Origin of the sequence: Leptospira bourretii (genome assembly GCF_004770145.1) — a bacterium.
Classification (GTDB): domain Bacteria; phylum Spirochaetota; class Leptospiria; order Leptospirales; family Leptospiraceae; genus Leptospira_A; species Leptospira_A bourretii.
On sequence record NZ_RQFW01000019.1, the window covers coordinates 381,540 to 399,613 of the forward strand.

The window sequence follows — 18,074 nt, forward strand, 5'->3', positions numbered from 1 at the left end:
CAAGGTCTTCCAAAAGAAGCCGGTAGAACAATCGATGGAACCAATCAACGTAACTGATCCTACTTCTTTTGTTCTCTTTGCAGATAGTTTACCTATGGGGGTTTTTCTCTTCGAATCTCCCACAAACCAATTTTCTTTGGATAGCAAATTGGTTTATGCGAATCCAATTGCGAAGGCATTTTTCGAATCGGAAATAGGTAAAAAAAAATCCCTTTTTTTAAGAGAGATATTTTTTCCTTTCGGAAACGAAGAGTTTTTGACTCAAACTTTCTCATCGTTACAAAAAGAAAAGTCCTCACCTATTTATTTGGATGCAGAGAATCCGAAACACGAGACCAAAAATACTCGGAAGGTTTATTCACTCCGTGCACAATCTCTCTCCCCCCAATTATTTTATATTCTATTAGAAGATGCCACAAAACAAATCTTTGCTGGTCTTTCCTTCCATGAAAAAGAATCTCAACTGAGTCATGTGTTAAAAACTATGATCAACGGCGTGGTCGTTGTCAACCTACAAGGACAAATCATTTATGCAAATGATAGTGCTGCCAAAATTCTTTCTTTAGAAATTAACCAAATAGAAAACAAATACTTTTCTTCAAAAGAATGGAAACAAATCAGGGAAGATGGTTCACCCTTCCCCTCAGAGGAACTCCCTCTATCCATCGCCTTAAGCCAACAAAAAACTGTTTACCACTGCGAACATGGGATCATTGCGGAAGGGGAAACAATCAAATGGTTAAACATCAATGCAACACCAATCTATGATGCAGAAGGAAAACTAGAAGGTGCAACTGCCAGTTTTCTTGATATTACTGAATTAAAAAACACGCAAAATACAATCGGATTAAAAAACAGGAAACTAAAAGCAATCCTTGATGCCATTGAACGATCAGCTATTGTCAGCATTGCCAACACAAAAGGAATCATCCAAAGGGCAAATCAAAAGTTTGTCCAAATCTCTGGGTATTCCGAAAAAGAGCTGTTAGGTTCCGATCATAAAAAACTCAATTCCAAATTTCATCCCAAAGAATTTTGGGAAAAAATGTGGAAAGACATATTATCTGGCCGACCCTGGGAAGGGATCATTCGAAACCAATCCAAACAAGGAAATTTTTTCTGGTTACAAACTTATATCCACCCGTTGTACGATTCGAATGACAAAATCGAATCTTTTTTATCCATTCGGTTTGATATTACAGAAGAAGTAGAAGCCTTAGAAAACACAAACAGGATGCTTCATTTTACAGGGATTCAAAACAGTCGTCTACAGAATTTTGCATATATTGTTTCACACAATATCCGCCAGCACTCATCTAATTTTTCTTCTCTCATCGAACTACTCGAAGAGAATCCAAACGAAGAAGAAAGAAAAAATATAGTGAACATGTTGCACGCATCGTCAGAAAAACTGAACGAAACCATCACCCATTTAAATGATATTATTTCCATCAATCAGATGTTAAACAAACCAATGGAAGTTTGTGTGATTGAAGAGGAAGTGCAAAAAACTTTGAATATACTCAAAGGTTCCATCGAATCTAGAAATATTCAAATATTTTTGGAAATTGAAGAAAATTTAAAACTGAAGATCATTCCAGCCTATTTAGAAAGTATCGTCCTGAACCTGATATCAAATGCAATTAAGTATGTTAGATTAAAAGATGGAGCTTTCATTCGAATCTCCGCAAGGAAAGCGGAGGGACAAGTATTACTTCGTGTGGAAGACAATGGGCTTGGAATCAATTTAGAAAAACATGGAAATAAAATTTTCGGAATGTTTAAGACCTTTCACAAAAATGAAGACGCTAGGGGAATCGGACTTTTTATCACAAAATCCCAAGTGGAGGTCCTTGGCGGAACCATTACGGTAGAGAGCACTGAAGGAGAAGGCTCCACGTTCACCGTGTTCATTCCAGAAAATCCAAACCAAACCATCCATTTTTAAATGACCCTGCTGAATCTCTATACATCTGAAAAACTTCCCTCAAACCAAAGTTTGTATCGATAGAACCGATCATTCGGTCTTGACAATCTCCCCTTACCCACGAGCCTTACCCTAGTGATCCGTAAGTATACCCTACGGACGTACCAATGACATAAGGAAATCCATGAAAGTCCACGAATACCAGGCCAAAGAAATCCTACGTAGACACAATGCCAACGTTCCCTTCGGAAAGGTCATCGACACAGTCGGTGATTTCGAAAAGGCATATAACGAAGTTGTCCAAAAATCACCCGTAGTGGTGGTGAAAGCCCAAATCCACGCAGGTGGACGAGGAAAAGGTGGTGGAGTCAAAGTCGCAAAGACAAAAGATGACGCCAAAGCTGCTGCAGAGAAAATTCTCGGAATGCAACTCATCACCCCTCAGACCGGCCCAGAAGGAAAAAAAGTTCTCAAAGTGTATTTGGAACAAGGTCTTGAAATTGCAAAGGAATACTACTTATCGATCCTTCTCGATCGTGCCATCCGTAAAACCATCATCATGGCTTCTACAGAAGGTGGAATGGAAATCGAAGAAGTAGCAGAAACTCACCCAGAAAAAATCATTAAAATCCAAGTTGATCCGGGCATCGGAATCCAAGGTTCACAAGTGCGAGAACTCGCCTTTGCTTTAGGAATCCCTGCAGAGGCACAAAAATCTTTTACTGCTCTTGTGAATTCAGTATACAACGCATACATCAAAGAAGATGCGGCTCTACTCGAAATCAACCCTCTCATCCTTACAAAACAAAATGAAATCATTGCAGGTGACTGTAAGATGGATTTGGATGAAAACGCACTTTACCGCCATGCAGACAACGAAGCTCTTCGTGATATCACGGAAGAAGATCCGTATGAAGTAAAAGCAAAAGAATACAACCTCAACTACGTAAAGTTAGATGGAAATATTGGTTGTATGGTAAACGGTGCCGGTCTTGCCATGGCAACGATGGACATCGTTAAGTTAGCTGGTGCAGAACCTGCAAACTTTTTGGATGTTGGAGGTGGAGCAAACCCTACTACCGTAGAAAATGGTTTTCGACTCATCCTTTCTGATCCAAACGTAAAAGGAATTTTTGTAAACGTATTTGGTGGGATCGTTCGTTGCGACCGTGTTGCTGTTGGTATTATCGAAGCAACAAAAAAGGTAAACGTTTCTGTTCCTGTAGTGGTTCGATTGAAAGGAACCAATGCAGAAGAAGGGAAAAAAATCCTAAACGAATCCGGTATGAACATTGTGGGAGTAGAAGGACTCCGTGACGCGGCAGACAAAATTGTCTCCCTAATCAAAAAATAGGAACGAATAAACATGGCTGTATTAGTTGATGAAAATACAAGAGTAGTCGTCCAAGGGATCACCGGTAAGGAAGGATCCTTTCATGCGACTCAAATGTTGGAATATGGTACAAAGGTAGTTGCGGGAGTGACTCCAGGCAAAGGTGGCCAAATCTGGACTTCTGAGTTTGGAAAAACGGCTCCAGTTCGTAACACCATCAAAAATGCAATGAAAGAAGACGGTGCAAACGCTGCCGTAATCTTTGTTCCGCCTCCATTTGCTGCGGATGCAATTTTAGAAGGTATATTTGCTGAGATCCCTCTTGTGGTTTGTATCACAGAAGGAATCCCAACTCACGACATGTTAAAAGTGTATAGTGTGTTACGTAATTCCAAAACAAAACTTGTGGGACCAAACTGCCCAGGAGTCATTAACCCTCGTTACAATGTAAAGATGGGAATTATGCCAGGTTTTATCCACACTCCAGGAAACATTGGAATCGTTTCTCGTTCTGGAACTTTGACTTATGAATCCGTTGCTTCCCTTACAGCAGCAGGTCTTGGCCAATCGACTTGTATCGGAATCGGGGGAGACCCAGTTCCTGGGATGAACCACGTAGAAGCAGTTCGTCTTTTGAATGAAGATCCGGATACAGAAGGCATTGTGATGATTGGTGAGATTGGTGGAACTTCCGAAGAAGAAGCTGCCGCTTACATCAAAGCTCATGTCAAAAAACCAGTGGTTGGTTTTATCGCCGGCCAAACAGCTCCTCCAGGAAAACGTATGGGCCATGCCGGTGCGATCATTTCTGGTGGAATGGGAACTGCCACTTCAAAAATTGCAGCAATGAAAGACGCTGGTGTCAGCATCTGTGCTCATATTGGTGAAGTTGGCGATAAAATGAAACAAGCCCTTAAAAAATAAGGGCTTCGGTATAAAAAAAACAGCTATTCAAGGGGAATGAGGAGTCTGAATTAACAGTATGGAACAACGTTCATGGGTTTCAAGTACATTGATTCTCCTCGTTTCTGTAAGCCTTTTGGCTGCGGAATCTGGAGATAAGGGATTTACACTTAGCTTACAAGACGCAGTCAAGTATGCCATTGAAAACAACCGCGAGGTCATGCAGGCCCGTTTGGAATTGGCCAAGGCCGATTCAAACTTGATGAAGTTTGAATCAAAATATTCTTGGCGAGCCCTTTCCAAGGCAGAATTGGATCAGAAAAAATTCCCATTCAACCAAAACAATATTTTTACGGGAACCAAAACCCAAACCACTACTTATAGTGCCGGATTAGAAAAACTTTTTACAACAGGAACTTACTTCAAACTGGAAGCAAAGTCCCAACGATTTGACTCAAACGCTTTTGAAGATCCAAATAAAACTCCTGCGGGATTTGGATCCCTTGGACTTCCTCCATTATATACGGATACCCTTTCTGTGACCATTGCACAAGATTTGTTAAAAAATGCTTTTGGTGCCAATGAAAGGAACATGGAAAAAATCCTGGAAAACCAAACAGAGATCATGCGCGAGCAAATGGAAGACCAAGTGGCAAGCAAAGTGGTTGCTACCCTTGTGGACTATTGGAATTTTTCTGTTAAGGATTCCGGATACCAAACCTTCGAACAACTTTTAAAAAATACTAAGAACGTAAGAGACCTAACCATTCGAAAACAAGGCCTTGGACTTTCTGAAAGTTTTGAAGTCAACCAATGGAATGCCCTCCTCTCTCAAGTGGAAGGACAGATGGCACAGGCATCGGCTGAAAAAGAAGAAGCAAGAAGAAAACTGATTCGTTCCCTGAACCTTCCCGAAGACACAATCTTTCAAAAAACAACTCCGCTTTCGGAAGCTCTTCCTTCTAAACTGGATTACCAAGCCGACATCGAATATGCATACAAACATAGAGCTGATTTTAAAGCCATTGTTCGTAAAAAAGAAAATGCTGAACTTTCTATGAGAACTGCTAAAAATGAGGCTCTACCTTCTTTGAAAGCCGCTGGCACTTACGGATACCAAGCACAAAATACAATCAGTCCTCAGAACAATTATTCTGATAAAGGAGCTGGTGTATTTTCTTACCAATACCCAGTGATGCAAGGTTCGCTTGATCTTTCTTATCCGATCATGGACAAAGGGGTGAAAGCTGGAATTCGTGATGCAGAAATTCAAAAACGCCAAGTTTCTTTGGAAGAGGCAGATCTTACCAAAGCAGTTTCTGATGACGTCAAAACAAGAATCGATATCCTAAAAGCATCATTCCAAGTGATGGAAAATGCAAAACGGACAGAAGAAGAATCTAAAAAATACTACAATGGCGTTTTACGTTCTTTCCAACAAGGAAGGTTCAATGCACTTGCTGTCAAAAATGCCTTAGATACTTTGGTCCAAGACCAATTGTCACTAGTTCGAGCAAAAGTAGACTACAACATCAATTTACACAGATACTATGTTGCAAAGAATGCTTTATTTGAAGAATACGGAGTGGACAGATCCAAACTCCTACCTGAAAATCTATAATCACCAAACGGGAGGATCCTTTTGATACGCTCCCGTGTATTTCTTGTTCTCGGACTAGTATTCCTCTTTCTCATCCTTGTGACTTATGCCTTCGTTGACTTTCGAGAGAGAGAAGACAAGGCCTATGATCTCTACCAATCGGAAGCCTATCTAAAAGTCCTTAGCCTTTATTCCGAAACAGAGATTCCAACAAACGAATTAGAACTCACCATTCTTTCCCAAACCATTTCCCAATTGGAAAAGAAATTAAATGGAAAAGAACCTTCGAAAGACCTTCTTTCTAGGTTTCAATCAAGAAAGGGTACAAAACTTGTCGAATGGGAAACCACTCGTGGGAACTACTACCATCTTGAAGATCCCTACATTTCTCATTTAAAAAAACATGGAGACGGATACAAACGAGCACTCTTAACAAAGATTGGCACCATATCCAAACCAATCCCCAAACAAGAAGTCTCCCAACTTCTCCTCCAACTCATTCTTGAAGATCCCCGCGGTATGGAGGAAAGTTACAGTCGTTCACTCGCAAACCTCCTCAGTTTTCCTTTTGAACCCATCGGAGAAATTGAGTCTGGATTTTTATTACAGACACTCCATTTTCTAGCAAATACTTCAAACACGAACCTCTTCCACCAAACAGCGACAATACGAGGGAAAAACGTAAACCTCCGCAGTGGTCCTGGTCGAGAAAATTCAGAACAGGGAAAGGTCAGTGAACCAGAACTCACTTTTTGTTTAGAGGAAGATCCAACAACAGAATCCATCGCTGGAACCACCGGACACTGGAAACGATGTTACTTTCCAATGCTTCAAAAATCGGCTTGGATCTTTTCTGGATTTCTTACCGAAGTTCCACCGAGTGCAGAACTTGTGGCTGAATTTGAAAAACGTTTTAAGTCGGTTGAAAACGAAATTCGAATCGACTTTGAAGGTTGGAATGGAAACCAAATCCCAGCCACTTTTTTTGGGAATTACATCCCTAGAGACTCTGTGCGCATTTCCGGAGAAACCGGATTTCCAATCTATGGGCTCACAAAAGGTTCCAAAAATTGGCAGAGAATTTGTAAAAAACTTTCGGGTGATAAAAATTACTTTGAGTTTTCGTTTCATCCCACAGACTCAGAAGTTCCCATTCCTTTTTTAGAACTCCACTTAAACTACGACAACAAAGAACATCTGGCTTATTCCATTTCGCTAGACCAAGAATCAATTTGGGTAAATAAAAATCGATATGTCCTCGACGGAGAAAAAAGAAGAGAAAACCTGTCCTTACACATTGGATCTCATGAAGGGGACAAATGGAACGCAAGCCTATGGAGGCGGAACACGGGACTCATCCAGTCCATTCGTTCCCTCCCTCTAGATGCATCGGTTCTTGCATCCGGTCGATACTCTTGGGAAATTTGCCTTCCATTGGCAAAAGAACCAAACCGAGAACAAGTGTTACTTTTTGAAATCAGAACAGGAATCCATTAGAGGAGGAGATTATGGCTACCTACGATTACCATTGTAATACATGCGGAAAGGACTTCGAACATGTCCAATCAATGAAAGATGATGCTCTCACAGAATGTCTCTGTGGAAAAAAAGGATCGGTAGAACGTCGCATTTCTGCGAGCGCCGGAATCATCTTCAAAGGTTCTGGGTTTTACGTAACCGATTATAAAAAAGACAGTTCCACTCCTACTTCCGGTAATTCCGGTTCAGGAACTACTTAAGGCTCCCTCTTTGGCACAGAAAGGCCGATTAGCCATTATTGCTGGTGGTGGGGAACTTCCCCATATTGGAATGTCCGAAGCTTTGGCAGCAGGGGAAGATCCCCTGTTTCTTGGGCTCATCGAGTCTGATTTTTCGCCGAGAGAACACAGTGCCCGTACGATCCCAGTCCATATCACCCAAGTAGGCAAAATTCTCAAAACCATTCAAAAGGAAAAGATCACAAGAATTTTAATGCTTGGTAAGGTGCGAAAAGACCTACTCTTTCAAAAGTTAAAATTCGACCTAAAGGCCCTTGCTATCCTTGCAAAAACCATCAACAGAAATGACTATCCCATCTTTTTAGCCATTGCCGATGAGTTTGAGGCCATGGGAGTCAAGGTGATCTCTCAAAAGATCTATCTAAAATCATTACTCCTTCCGGAAGGAAGATACACTCCTAAAAAGTTTGGATCCCAAGAACTAAAAGACATCGACTTTGGGATGTTCTACGCCGAAAAAATGGCCGATTTAGACATTGGGCAAATGGTTGTGGTTTGTGACGAATCGGTAATCGCAGTGGAAGCTGTGGAAGGGACCGATGAAACCATCAAACGAGGTGGTTTGTATACCAAAAAGAAAGGAGATGCTGTTGTTTGCAAAAGCCCAAAAGCCAAACAAGACGACCGCTTCGACTTACCCACCATTGGGATCCATACCTTTCAAATGATGCTCGAAAGTGGTTGTAAAACACTATGCATTCGCGAAGGAGAAACCTTAGTTGTGGATCCAAAAGATGCAATTGAATTTGCCACCAAACATAAATTAAACTTTTGTGTGATAGGAAAAAGCGGTAGTAAGGTTCTCAATGGTAAACAAAAAAAAGTCCCATAGTATCCAATCAGACAAAAACATCTTAGTCATTGCCGGGGAACATTCTGGCGATTTGCTCGGAGCTGACCTATTACAAGAATTGTCCATTCTAGAACCAGAATACAAGTTCTATGGAATTGGTGGAGAAGGAATGATCCACCAAGGTCTAGATTCTATGGAAGAATTAGAACAACTCAGTGTGATTGGTTTTTCCGAAGCCTTAAAAAAATACAGTTTTTTGAAAAAAATATTTTATCGTGTTTTAGAAGAAACCAATCATAGGCCAACCAAACTTGCTATTTTAATTGATTACCCTGGCTTTAACTTACGTTTGGCGAAGGAATTAAAGCAGAGAGGAATCCCAACTGTTTTCTATGTATCACCGCAAATTTGGGCATGGAAGTTCAACCGTATCTATTTTATCAAAGAACAAATTGCGCTGATGCTCACCCTCTTCCGATTTGAAGAAGAGATTTATACGGAATACGGAGTGAATGCTAAGTTTGTGGGTCACCCCATCACCAAACGAATTCCTGAAAAATTAAAAAAAGAACCGGTGATCACAGAGAAACTTCCCGACCCCCACCATGGGTATACAGTAGGTCTCCTACCTGGTTCGAGGAAAGGTGAAATTCGAAGGTTGATCGACCCCATTCTCGGAACTGCTGCCCTCCTCCACGAACATTGCAAACTGGAAAAAAAGAAAGTGGTATTCCTTCTGCCCAACATCAATGCAAAAGAAGAATCCTTTATTTTAGAAAAAATTGAGTCCTTAAAACAAATCCATCCTGACATCCAAATTCATTATTTGTGGAATGCCTCCTTACGGGTGATGGAGACCAGTGATCTTCTTCTCATTGCGTCTGGTACGGCAACTCTAGAAGGACTTTATTTTGAAACACCCATGGTCATTCTTTATAAGGTGAGTTTGTTTACTTATCTTTTAGGATCCCTTCTCATGAGATCCAAGTTCATTGGCCTTGCAAATATCCTTTCGGGTGAGGAAGTTTGCCGCGAGATTACCCAAAACGAATGCCAGCCAAAGTATATTTTTGAGGAAGCTTGGAAAATTCTTTCCAATACAAAACTCAGAAATAAAATCAAAGGGATTCTTCGGGATGCAAAAGAAAGAGAACTGGGAACCACCAATGCTTCCAAAAAGGCAGCAAAGGAAATCCAATCACTCCTTCGCAGTCTTTCGAATTAAACGAACCACTCGATTTTCCCAAGTCCCAATCCAAGACTTAGGTTTTAGATCCGAATATAAAAAATATCCTTTAATGGATTCTTCGTCGTTTGCTGCTAATCGGATTCCTACTGAATCCAATTCTAAACGTAAGTCCTCTGCCCCATTCCAAAGGACCTTATTTTCTTCCGGTAAAATATTTAATAAATGCGTTCTATTTTCCCACTCGAGAACCCATTCTCCACCAAACGCAGGCAATTTGGAAATTTCTGGAGCAATGTCTGCTGGATTTTTTTTGTCTTTGCATTGAAAACAAATTAAGAAAAGAAAAATGAATCCAAAGGTAATTATTTGATGACGCATTTATTTTCCTCTTCTGTAAAACTGAAAGTCCCTCGCGATACTCCCACCGCCCCATAAGCAGTGAAGGCATAGTTTCCATTTTTGTTATTTCCATAACCTTTCAAATCTAAGGTATCACTGGAAACTACTAAATTAGAAATATAGTCCATATCCGAATAGCGGCTCAAATCAAATTCAATCCGAAAGGGTTTTTTGAAAGGACTAAGATCCATTTCCAACTTAGGGACCAAATCTGCCTGCTTAAAATCCACTCCAAACAATTTGAGTGAATATGAAGTTCGTGCATCCTTATGAAGGCTATAATAATCGCTTCCAATGCTATTAAAACTATAATCTAAACTAACATGAGTTGGTTTTAGTTCCGCTCCACAGAAATTCATCCAAGGGTCTGACCAGGGGTATTCACTTAACACCAAACTCAAACCAAAGTTAGGAGTTTTACTCGCAAAATATGAAACAGCAGATAATTTAGAATTTGAATTCCCCAGATTCAAAACAAGGTTCATTCGACCATCTTTCACAAGAAAATTTCCCTTGGCTTCTCCTAATGATTGGGATCCACTATATGGAAAATAATTAGTTATTTGAATGGAGAGATCCAAATTCATCATTTCCAAAAAATATTTATAAATCTTTGTTTGGTAAAAGTATTCTTCTGGAATTAGTTTTTCTTGTCTTTCTCTGATTTCTTCTAAGGTTTCCTGTTTCCAGTCTTCATACAATGGTTTCCAATCATTGGCAGTTAGATCCGGTGTTTGGAAATTCAGTTTTGTTTTGGATTGTAATGGGTAATAATAGGAACCGTCCGTTTTTTTAGACCGACCCCAAGTGGAATTCCCTCCACCAGAAAGATGGGTTGGTTTCCCAAAAAATAAAGAATCAAAATTGAAAGCCCATTCGTTGCCTTCGGTTAGTTTTAAGGAGAAATTTCCTTTTTCTAACTGCAGTAGTTTAGAGTCCCACTGAATATCTGATCCAGTTACTTCTCCTCGTAGCAAAAACCATTTGTTTTTATCACCTGTTTCTGTTAGGTCAATATTACCTTTTAAACTTCCTGATAAAGGAAGTGTGAAGTTGCCAGAAAGGTCAGAAATCCTTTCTGCAATGTCTTCCAAAGATTCAATTTGAAATTCGAAATGTCTGTCGAGAACTGTTTCCTTTACAGTTTCTGATTTGATTGAAGTTTTGATACGAAAATCAGTTCCCAAAAATTCCCTTTCTTCTTTGTTCGGAGTAAATAAAAACACCTCACGAAATCGAAACCCATCCAAAATATAATTTTCAAAAAAAGGAAGAGGGATAAACGAATTTTCAAACTCAACATCTCCTTTTGCAACAAATCCAGAAACAGGGTCACGACTCACCTTTCCTTCACCAGAAAGAACTGCTGAATGTACGCTGGATCCAAAAAGGTAATTGGTAAGGATGATGGCCTCTTCTGATGGATAGTTTTTCCATTTAAATTCAAACTGGAACTCATCCAAACCGGCTTCGCTGAATTCCCCTTCTCCTTTGATTCGTGTGGAGTTCGGAATCCAAAACCAACCGTTGTTATATGAAAGATACAGGCGTTTGTTTTTTCGTTTTAATACAATATCCCAACCTTCTTTCCAGTCGACCAAAGTAGAATCATTCTGTTTGACCGTAAGCCTCGCATCATGAAACCGAATGTCCTTTAGTTTGCTCTTTTGCGCATATTCGATGAGTTGATTTCGTAAACTGGCATTTTCATTTAATACCAAATGAGGGCTATAAAAATCGATTTGTTCAACAGTGGGAGATTCTTTAAAATAACTGGAAAGTCGAAAGGTTACTTTTTTTACCTTCAACATATGATCGTTAAAGGAAAAATCTTCTTCATTCGAAACCACAAGGTCTTCGATGATAAGGCCCTCTCTTAAGGAAAAGTCAAGAACCCCAATGTCAACCGCTTTGCCGAGTTCTTTGTTAATGGTATAGGAAACGACTTTCCTAAGTTGCACTAAAGGGATGCGGTAATTGCGGAGATAAAACTCAAGACCGTAATAACAGAGGATAAAACAAAAAAAGATAAACCCAAGCGCTAAAAACGAAAATAGAACCCGTTTGTTTTCACGGATTCTATTCAGTAGGTAAATCAACGATTGCCTAAAGAGAATTAGGCGTTGTAAAGAAAAGATTCGTTCCAAAAGAACTTAGAGTTTGCCCTCCGGCTGCAATACTTCCAAACATTCCTTCTGAATGGACTTCAGAGTTTCGTTGTTCGGAAATTCTTCCAATCCTAAATTGGCAACTTGCAAACCTTTTTGGTAAAAACCTGTGTTCTTATACTCAAAGCCCATTTTTAAATAGGTCTTTGCAGCAGTTTCATAATAGAATTCGTCTTTTTTCTGATTCCCTTTGGTGTAAGTTTTCGTAAGTGTTGCAAGAGCAGGATAGTATTCCCTTTCTGCAACAAGTGATTGCACTACGAGTTTTTTACGTTCCATAAGGTTCGTGTTTTTATCCAATCTTTCGGATTGGTTTAGAAATTGAATGGCTTTCGAATATTCATTTTTTCCCACATAAGCTTTGCCCATTGTGAGATTCCACTCAGAAAGTTGGACAGGGTTGGACTTTGCCTGGTTCACTTGGTTGAGTGTAGAGATAGTTTCATCATATTTTCCAAGATCGAGTAGAAGTTTTCCTTTTCGGATCACTAGTTTGTCTCGGGATTCGTCAGATAAAGCAGAGGATTTGAGATCAGCATCGATGGATTCGATTTGGGCCAAATGGGACCCTGTATTGATTTTGGAAACTCCTAGTTTTTGGTTTCCTTGATTTGATGCACAATTTTCAAATGCCACAACCAACGCCAAAATGAGGGTTAGTGGGAGAATCGATTTCATTAGCCTACCTTTAGTTTGTCTAATTCCTCTAAGAAATTCTTAGTTTCTGTGTCTCTATCCTTCGTTTCCATCGGGAAAAAAAGAACAGCGTCCTGAGACAGCTCATTTAAAAACCGAGAGGGGGCACTCTCGATTTGCTCCCCAAATTTGCGTCTTGTACGAGCCGAAGTCAAGTACAATTTTCGCCTTGGGCGAGTCATACCCACGTAGAGAAGGCGTCTTTCTTCATCGACCACTTCCCCTTCTTCTTCTATAACACGTGAGTTCGGTAAAATTCCCTCTTCCAGGCCCACTAAAAAAACTAAATCGTATTCCAATCCTTTGGATTGGTGCATTGTCAGAAGTTGCACCCTTCGGTCTTCTTCGTCCTCTTTGGGTTCGTCTTCCATCAGGAGGACAAGCCTTTGCAAAAAGTCGAAAATGGTGGCCTTACCTTCACGGCCCTCTTCCTCTTCAAAAAAGGACAACATATTCACAAGTTCACTCAAATTGTAAATCCGAGCTTTGACCACTTTCTCTTCGGTTTCTTCCATGGAGATTTCCCGCTCAAAACCGATTTGGGTGATCATTTCCCGAAGGATCGGTGCCAGTTTCGGTGACATCGCAAATTTCTTTTTAAAAGCATCTACCATTTCTACAAATTGGTAGATTTCTTGTCTGACCTTAGCTTTTACTTCGGGCAAATAGTCAGGACTCTCAATCATTTTATGAAAGATTTCGTACAAAGATAGTTTATGGGTAAAAGCTTCCTCTTGGAGTTTTTGCATGGTGCCGGGGCCTATCCCGCGTTTTGGGTAGTTGATGATTCGAAGTAGTGAATAATCGTCCTTAGGGTTTGCCACATAACGTAAGTAAGAAATACAATCCCGAATTTCCTTCCTGTCAAAAAAATTATAACCGCCCACTACCTTGTATGGGATACTCCGGTTACGAAGTTCTTCTTCAAAGGGACGAGATTGGAAATTGGTGCGAAAGAGGATGGCAATTTCTTTTCCCTTAAATTCATTTTTGATGAGTAAGGTTTGGATCCTACCTGCCACAAAAATGGCTTCTTCCCTTTCATCGGCAGTTTCATAGTATTCCACTCGTTCCGCAGAAGGGATACGACTATAAAGAGTTTTTTCCTTACGGCCTTTGTTGTTTTGGATGAGAGAGTTTGCCGCTTGGATGATGAGAGAAGTCGAACGATAGTTCTCCAGTAACCTTACTACTTTTGCATGAGGAAATTCCCTTTCAAAATTGAGGATGAGTTGGACATTGGAACCACGGAATGCATAGATACTTTGGTCATCATCCCCCACAACACAAAGGTTATCACTTTTCCCACGAAAAAGTGATAAAAACTCATATTGGAGTTGGTTTGTATCTTGGAATTCATCCACCAAATAATATTCGTGTTTCCTTTGGTAATAGGCAGCAATTTCAGGAAACTCAGCTAACAGACGTTTGGGAAGTAAAATCAAATCATCAAAGTCGATTGCATTTTTTTCCTTTAAGCCCTCTTCATACATAGAAAAAAGTTCCGCTGCGACAAGATCAAATTCTTCAGTAAGCCCATTGTCTCTCGGATGGACCTGTGTATTTTTTGCATAAGAAATACGGCGAAGGATTTCTTTCGGAGGAACTTTTTTAGGATCCAAACGTTTGGACTTTAATAGATCAGAAATAAAGGCCTCTTGGTCGGTTCCGTTGAATAACAAAAAGGTTTCGTTGTATCCAAGTTTTGTGATATGTTCTTTTAATATCTTTAAACCTAACGAATGGAAGGTGGAAAGAGTGATTCCTTTCAGTTTTTCCCTGGGAACCATTTTTCTTAGGCGTTCGGCCATCTCTTTGGCACTTTTATTCGTAAAAGAAAGCGCAACAATTTTACTCGCAGGGATTTTTACCCCTTCTACCATATGAGCAATCCGGTTGGTAATGACCCTGGTTTTTCCGGATCCCGCACCAGCAAAGACCAAAAGGGGACCTTGGATGGTCGAGACTGCTTCCATTTGCGCCGCATTCAATTTCATAAGGGGACCAGTAAGGGACATAATCCAAGGAAATCCCATCTGGTCGAGTGAAAAACGACTGTTCTTTATTACTTAGGGGCAGTTTCCTTCCAAGATTTGTTCTGACCGTGGAAGTTTAAAAAACCGGCAAAAACTGGATCTTCATCGATTGGTAGAACAGAACGAAACCGAATCCAATCTAGGGCTGTGTAGAGGGCAATTTCAGAGAGTCCAATTTTCCCATCCGTAAAGAAAAAATGACCGTTTAACTCACGTTTGATATAATCCAAAATAGAACTGATCCGAAGTGCATTTTTTGTTAGATAAGGAGCGGCATCTGGTTTGATCCCTTCTTTATTCAAATAAAACAGTAAAATTCCATTGTCGAGAGCTTGGTCTATGGCAGTCAGCAAATTCGCTTCTCTGTAATGGTGGGGGCCTTTTTGCGGGCGAAAGTTCCCATTGCCTTTTGTCTCAAAAATATAATCGGTGATGGTGTGGCTGTCCCAAATTTTCAAATCATCAATTTCAGCATAAGGAATTTTCCAAAGAGGAGTTTTTTCGCGTAATTCTTTTTGGCCGGCTTCTGTCATGGTATCGGTGAGAGAAAAAGGAATACCTAATTCCAAACAAAGAAAACGAATCCTTCTTACATAAGGAGATGTGATGCTTCCATATAATTTCATATGGAGATAGTTTTCCTTATCCCGGAATCCGCAAGAGGAAGATTTTGAGTATGACAAAAAAGATGGAAAATCTCTATACAATCCACGGAAACCGATTTCCTTTGTCAGCAGGAAACCAAAGTGAAAGAACGAAAAAACTGGAAAGATCTCTACCCTACTCCCATTTATACTCTTGCTAGTTTTGATATCCAACTTCCCCGCTCAACGGAAGAAAAAACCTATTATGTTCTAAAATCTAAAAACTGGGTCAATGTTGTACCAGTGACAAAAACGGGAGAGATTCTTCTGATCAAACAATACCGACATGGAATTGGTGAAGATAGTTTGGAAATCCCCGGTGGAATTGTAGACGAAGATGGACCCGGCTCCGAACTGGAATCCGCCATTCGAGAACTCAGAGAAGAAACCGGTTTTGCCACTGAAAGATCAAAATACAAATTGCTCTCTAAGTTTTCCGGTAATCCAGCCATGTTTACCAATTGGTCTTATTCCTATGTTGCCTATGATGTGGAACAACTTCATGATGTAGAATTTGATGAAGGAGAAGATATCGAAGTTGTATTAAAGAAACCAGATGAGGTAAAACAACTGTTACTTGATGGAACCATCCATCATCCACATATGGCAGCAGCTCTTGGACTTTACTTTCTTAATTTTAAAGAATGATCTAACGATTGTAGAGTTTTTTACTAAAGAGTCCTCGTAGAATCACATTCATTCTTTAGTGAATTCTAAAAAATAGAAGGGACTGTGTTTAGAAAAATCCCCAAGATTTTCGAAATCGCTGGAAATTTAAACATAAGTTTGAGAGACTACGAATATGAGAAAGTCCATCGCACAATCAATCTTAGTACTTATCATAATATTCGGTCAATATTCACTCTTTGCGGAAGGTGCCGAAACATTAGAACCCATCACCATTACAGTCCAAAAAGGCGAAACTCTTTCCTTAATTTCGGAAAGACATCTTTCCGATCCGAAACGTTGGCCAGAACTTTTAAAACACAACAAAATCCCGAACCCAGACTTAATCAAACCGGGTTTGACTTTAGTTGTTCCTGTTTTCCTTCGGAAAGCAGTTGTCGGGGTCACTGAATTTGTGATGGGACAAGTAGAATGGAATGGAACTGGTGGGAAAGGGCCTTGGGTTCCCCTAAAATTAGGACAAGAACTGCACCCGAACGACCAGATCAAAACATCGGGCAAAGGCAAAACAGACCTACATATCAATAACGTCGGTATGGTGCGAATACTGACGAACAGCCATTTTGAAGTAAAAGGCGAAGATAAAAAAGGTGGGCCTGTGACTGTTGCCTTGTTCAAAGGAAGTTTGGATGCAAAGGTAACAAAATCCAATCCACCGACCACAGAACATAAATTCAATATTGTAAGCCCCTCTTCCACTGCGGGAGTTCGAGGAACTGAATTCCGAGTGGAGTTAGATGAACGTTTAAGTTCGACTATTTCTTGTTTTGAAGGCGTAGTTGATGTTGCTGCGCAAGGGAAAACTGTCGAGTTAAAACAAGGGATGGCAACTTTTGTTGAAAAAGGTAAGTCTCCCGTACAACCATATAAAATTCCAGAAGCACCTCGCCTCAAAGAAGAATAGAAGGAATATGAATCGAAAATTTTTACTGATATTTTCCATTTTTGTTTTTGCTTTTAGTTCTCTTGTTTCTAAACCAAAAAGAGAACTTCGGATTGCCATTGATGCAGAACCGGATGCTACTTTTGAATTAGAACTTTGGCAAGAGAAACCAAACGAAAATGGGGATACGATTGCCCCAAAACCGCCAGAGTCCATTCAGTTCAAAGGAAACCGAATTACCGTCACACCAAAAGATGACTTTGAATACTTTCGTGTTCGCAGGTTAGGTGAATATGGTGCCAAAGGGTTTTGGACGCAAGTTTATTCAACAAATGTAGATCCAGGATCACCTCTCTCGGTTCCCAAAGAGTTTGTTGCCAAAAAGACCTTCGTTCCGAAGGCAGAACCCAAAAAAGTCTCTTCTGTTGTTTCGACAGAAAGTTTTGTCATCGTAAAGGAAAAGGATGATTCTGTTCGTTATCTCACAAAAGACCAACTTACTTTGAATCCGTCGGATGATGCTTCTGGTGTGGCTGAAATTCGATACCGCATCAACGGTGGCCATTGGAATTCTAGCAAAGCGATGACTTCTGTTCCCATCCAAGAAGAAGGGAGTTATAAATTTTTATATTTCTCTTTGGACCATGCTGGTAATAAAGAACCAATGCAAGTTTTAGACTTTATAAAAGATACCTCTGCACCTGAAACAAGATGGGAATGGGTAGGTCCAAATTCTATTGGGAAAGGAGGCCACAAATACCTTTCACCAGAGACCAAAGTTAAGCTGATTGCCAAGGATCGATATAGCGGAACCAAGGATATTTTGACAGCTTATACTTGTCAGTCGGGCACGCAAACTGAGTTTAAATCGTATCAATCGGAAATTTCCATTAGTGAAATAAAATCAGTATGTAAAGGTTCTTTCCAACTTTTCTATTATGCTGTTGACAATGTTGGAAATGAAGAGGCAGTAAAAACTTTAAATTTCCAACTGGGTAGTGAGTGATCGGAAGACCTACCATTTAGATTGTCGATTGC

The 18,074-nt window shown here is 40.1% G+C and carries 16 protein-coding genes; 11 read left to right on the forward strand and 5 right to left on the reverse strand.

The window, feature by feature from the left end:
• Positions 1–34 precede the first annotated feature (34 nt).
• From EHQ47_RS16145 to lpxB, 8 genes are all read left to right on the forward strand, one after another.
• Complete coding sequence (locus EHQ47_RS16145) at positions 35–1,948, forward strand: PAS domain-containing sensor histidine kinase (protein ID WP_135748754.1); 1,914 nt, start codon at positions 35–37, stop codon at positions 1,946–1,948.
• Positions 1,949–2,111: 163 nt separating this feature from the next.
• Positions 2,112–3,281, forward strand: coding sequence for an ADP-forming succinate--CoA ligase subunit beta (gene sucC / locus EHQ47_RS16150; RefSeq protein WP_135777572.1), 1,170 nt, complete (start codon positions 2,112–2,114; stop codon positions 3,279–3,281).
• Between the two features lie 12 nt (positions 3,282–3,293).
• Positions 3,294–4,184, forward strand: coding sequence for a succinate--CoA ligase subunit alpha (sucD, locus tag EHQ47_RS16155; RefSeq protein ID WP_135777573.1), 891 nt, complete (start codon positions 3,294–3,296; stop codon positions 4,182–4,184).
• 58 nt (positions 4,185–4,242) lie between these two features.
• Positions 4,243–5,784 carry a TolC family protein gene (locus EHQ47_RS16160; RefSeq protein WP_135748757.1) on the forward strand — a complete coding sequence of 514 codons (1,542 nt, stop codon included), beginning with the start codon at positions 4,243–4,245 and terminating at the stop codon, positions 5,782–5,784.
• Positions 5,785–5,805: 21 nt separating this feature from the next.
• On the forward strand, positions 5,806–7,260 hold the full coding sequence (locus EHQ47_RS16165; protein ID WP_135748758.1) for a hypothetical protein: 1,455 nt from the start codon (positions 5,806–5,808) through the stop codon (positions 7,258–7,260).
• Between the two features lie 11 nt (positions 7,261–7,271).
• Positions 7,272–7,502: an FmdB family zinc ribbon protein gene (locus EHQ47_RS16170; protein WP_135748759.1), complete on the forward strand. Its 231-nt coding sequence runs from the start codon at positions 7,272–7,274 to the stop codon at positions 7,500–7,502.
• A gap of 10 nt (positions 7,503–7,512) precedes the next feature.
• Positions 7,513–8,373, forward strand: coding sequence for an LpxI family protein (locus EHQ47_RS16175; protein WP_135748760.1), 861 nt, complete (start codon positions 7,513–7,515; stop codon positions 8,371–8,373).
• Positions 8,348–9,559: a lipid-A-disaccharide synthase gene (gene lpxB, locus EHQ47_RS16180; RefSeq protein WP_135777574.1), complete on the forward strand. Its 1,212-nt coding sequence runs from the start codon at positions 8,348–8,350 to the stop codon at positions 9,557–9,559. Before EHQ47_RS16175 ends, lpxB begins: the two co-directional genes overlap by 26 nt.
• Here lpxB and EHQ47_RS16185 read toward each other — a convergent pair.
• From EHQ47_RS16185 to EHQ47_RS16205, 5 genes are all read right to left on the reverse strand, one after another.
• Entirely contained in the window at positions 9,533–9,901 is a 369-nt protein-coding gene (locus tag EHQ47_RS16185) for a hypothetical protein (protein WP_135777575.1), read from the reverse strand. The genes lpxB and EHQ47_RS16185 overlap by 27 nt on opposite strands.
• Positions 9,886–12,069, reverse strand: coding sequence for an LIC_12586 family protein (locus EHQ47_RS16190; protein WP_244290386.1), 2,184 nt, complete (start codon positions 12,067–12,069; stop codon positions 9,886–9,888). Before EHQ47_RS16190 ends, EHQ47_RS16185 begins: the two co-directional genes overlap by 16 nt.
• A 6-nt stretch (positions 12,070–12,075) precedes the next feature.
• A complete protein-coding gene (locus EHQ47_RS16195) occupies positions 12,076–12,768 on the reverse strand; it encodes an LIC12587 family lipoprotein (protein WP_135748763.1) in 693 nt (230 codons plus the stop codon).
• The gene (locus tag EHQ47_RS16200) at positions 12,768–14,783 is read right to left on the reverse strand and encodes an ATP-dependent helicase (protein ID WP_208727454.1); all 2,016 of its coding nucleotides are present in this window, start codon (positions 14,781–14,783) and stop codon (positions 12,768–12,770) included. The genes EHQ47_RS16195 and EHQ47_RS16200 overlap by 1 nt, the downstream gene beginning before the upstream one ends.
• A gap of 68 nt (positions 14,784–14,851) precedes the next feature.
• Positions 14,852–15,448 carry a glutathione S-transferase family protein gene (locus EHQ47_RS16205; RefSeq protein WP_135748765.1) on the reverse strand — a complete coding sequence of 199 codons (597 nt, stop codon included), beginning with the start codon at positions 15,446–15,448 and terminating at the stop codon, positions 14,852–14,854.
• 120 nt (positions 15,449–15,568) lie between these two features.
• Here EHQ47_RS16205 and EHQ47_RS16210 point away from each other — a divergent pair, with 120 nt between their 5' ends.
• The 3 genes from EHQ47_RS16210 (at position 15,569) to EHQ47_RS16220 (ending at position 18,042) form a co-directional block, all read left to right on the forward strand.
• A complete protein-coding gene (locus EHQ47_RS16210; RefSeq protein ID WP_135777577.1) occupies positions 15,569–16,114 on the forward strand; it encodes an NUDIX hydrolase in 546 nt (181 codons plus the stop codon).
• 154 nt (positions 16,115–16,268) lie between these two features.
• Positions 16,269–17,057: a FecR family protein gene (locus tag EHQ47_RS16215; protein WP_135748767.1), complete on the forward strand. Its 789-nt coding sequence runs from the start codon at positions 16,269–16,271 to the stop codon at positions 17,055–17,057.
• A 7-nt stretch (positions 17,058–17,064) separates the two neighbouring features.
• Positions 17,065–18,042, forward strand: a complete 978-nt coding sequence (locus tag EHQ47_RS16220; protein WP_135777578.1) for an LBF_2017 N-terminal domain-containing protein — start codon at positions 17,065–17,067, stop codon at positions 18,040–18,042.
• Positions 18,043–18,074: the final 32 nt, after the last annotated feature.

Excerpts from the sequence above, each read along its gene's own strand:
- EHQ47_RS16145 (WP_135748754.1), top strand. The coding sequence starts at position 35 with ATGGAACCAATCAACGTAACTGATCCTACTTCTTTTGTTCTCTTTGCA.
- sucC (WP_135777572.1), top strand. The coding sequence starts at position 2,112 with ATGAAAGTCCACGAATACCAGGCCAAAGAAATCCTACGTAGACACAAT.
- sucD (WP_135777573.1), top strand. The coding sequence starts at position 3,294 with ATGGCTGTATTAGTTGATGAAAATACAAGAGTAGTCGTCCAAGGGATC.
- EHQ47_RS16160 (WP_135748757.1), top strand. The coding sequence starts at position 4,243 with ATGGAACAACGTTCATGGGTTTCAAGTACATTGATTCTCCTCGTTTCT.
- EHQ47_RS16170 (WP_135748759.1), top strand. The coding sequence starts at position 7,272 with ATGGCTACCTACGATTACCATTGTAATACATGCGGAAAGGACTTCGAA.
- lpxB (WP_135777574.1), top strand. The coding sequence starts at position 8,348 with ATGGTAAACAAAAAAAAGTCCCATAGTATCCAATCAGACAAAAACATC.
- EHQ47_RS16185 (WP_135777575.1), bottom strand. The coding sequence starts at position 9,901 with ATGCGTCATCAAATAATTACCTTTGGATTCATTTTTCTTTTCTTAATT.
- EHQ47_RS16195 (WP_135748763.1), bottom strand. The coding sequence starts at position 12,768 with ATGAAATCGATTCTCCCACTAACCCTCATTTTGGCGTTGGTTGTGGCA.
- EHQ47_RS16200 (WP_208727454.1), bottom strand. The coding sequence starts at position 14,783 with ATGAAATTGAATGCGGCGCAAATGGAAGCAGTCTCGACCATCCAAGGT.
- EHQ47_RS16205 (WP_135748765.1), bottom strand. The coding sequence starts at position 15,448 with ATGAAATTATATGGAAGCATCACATCTCCTTATGTAAGAAGGATTCGT.
- EHQ47_RS16215 (WP_135748767.1), top strand. The coding sequence starts at position 16,269 with ATGAGAAAGTCCATCGCACAATCAATCTTAGTACTTATCATAATATTC.
- EHQ47_RS16220 (WP_135777578.1), top strand. The coding sequence starts at position 17,065 with ATGAATCGAAAATTTTTACTGATATTTTCCATTTTTGTTTTTGCTTTT.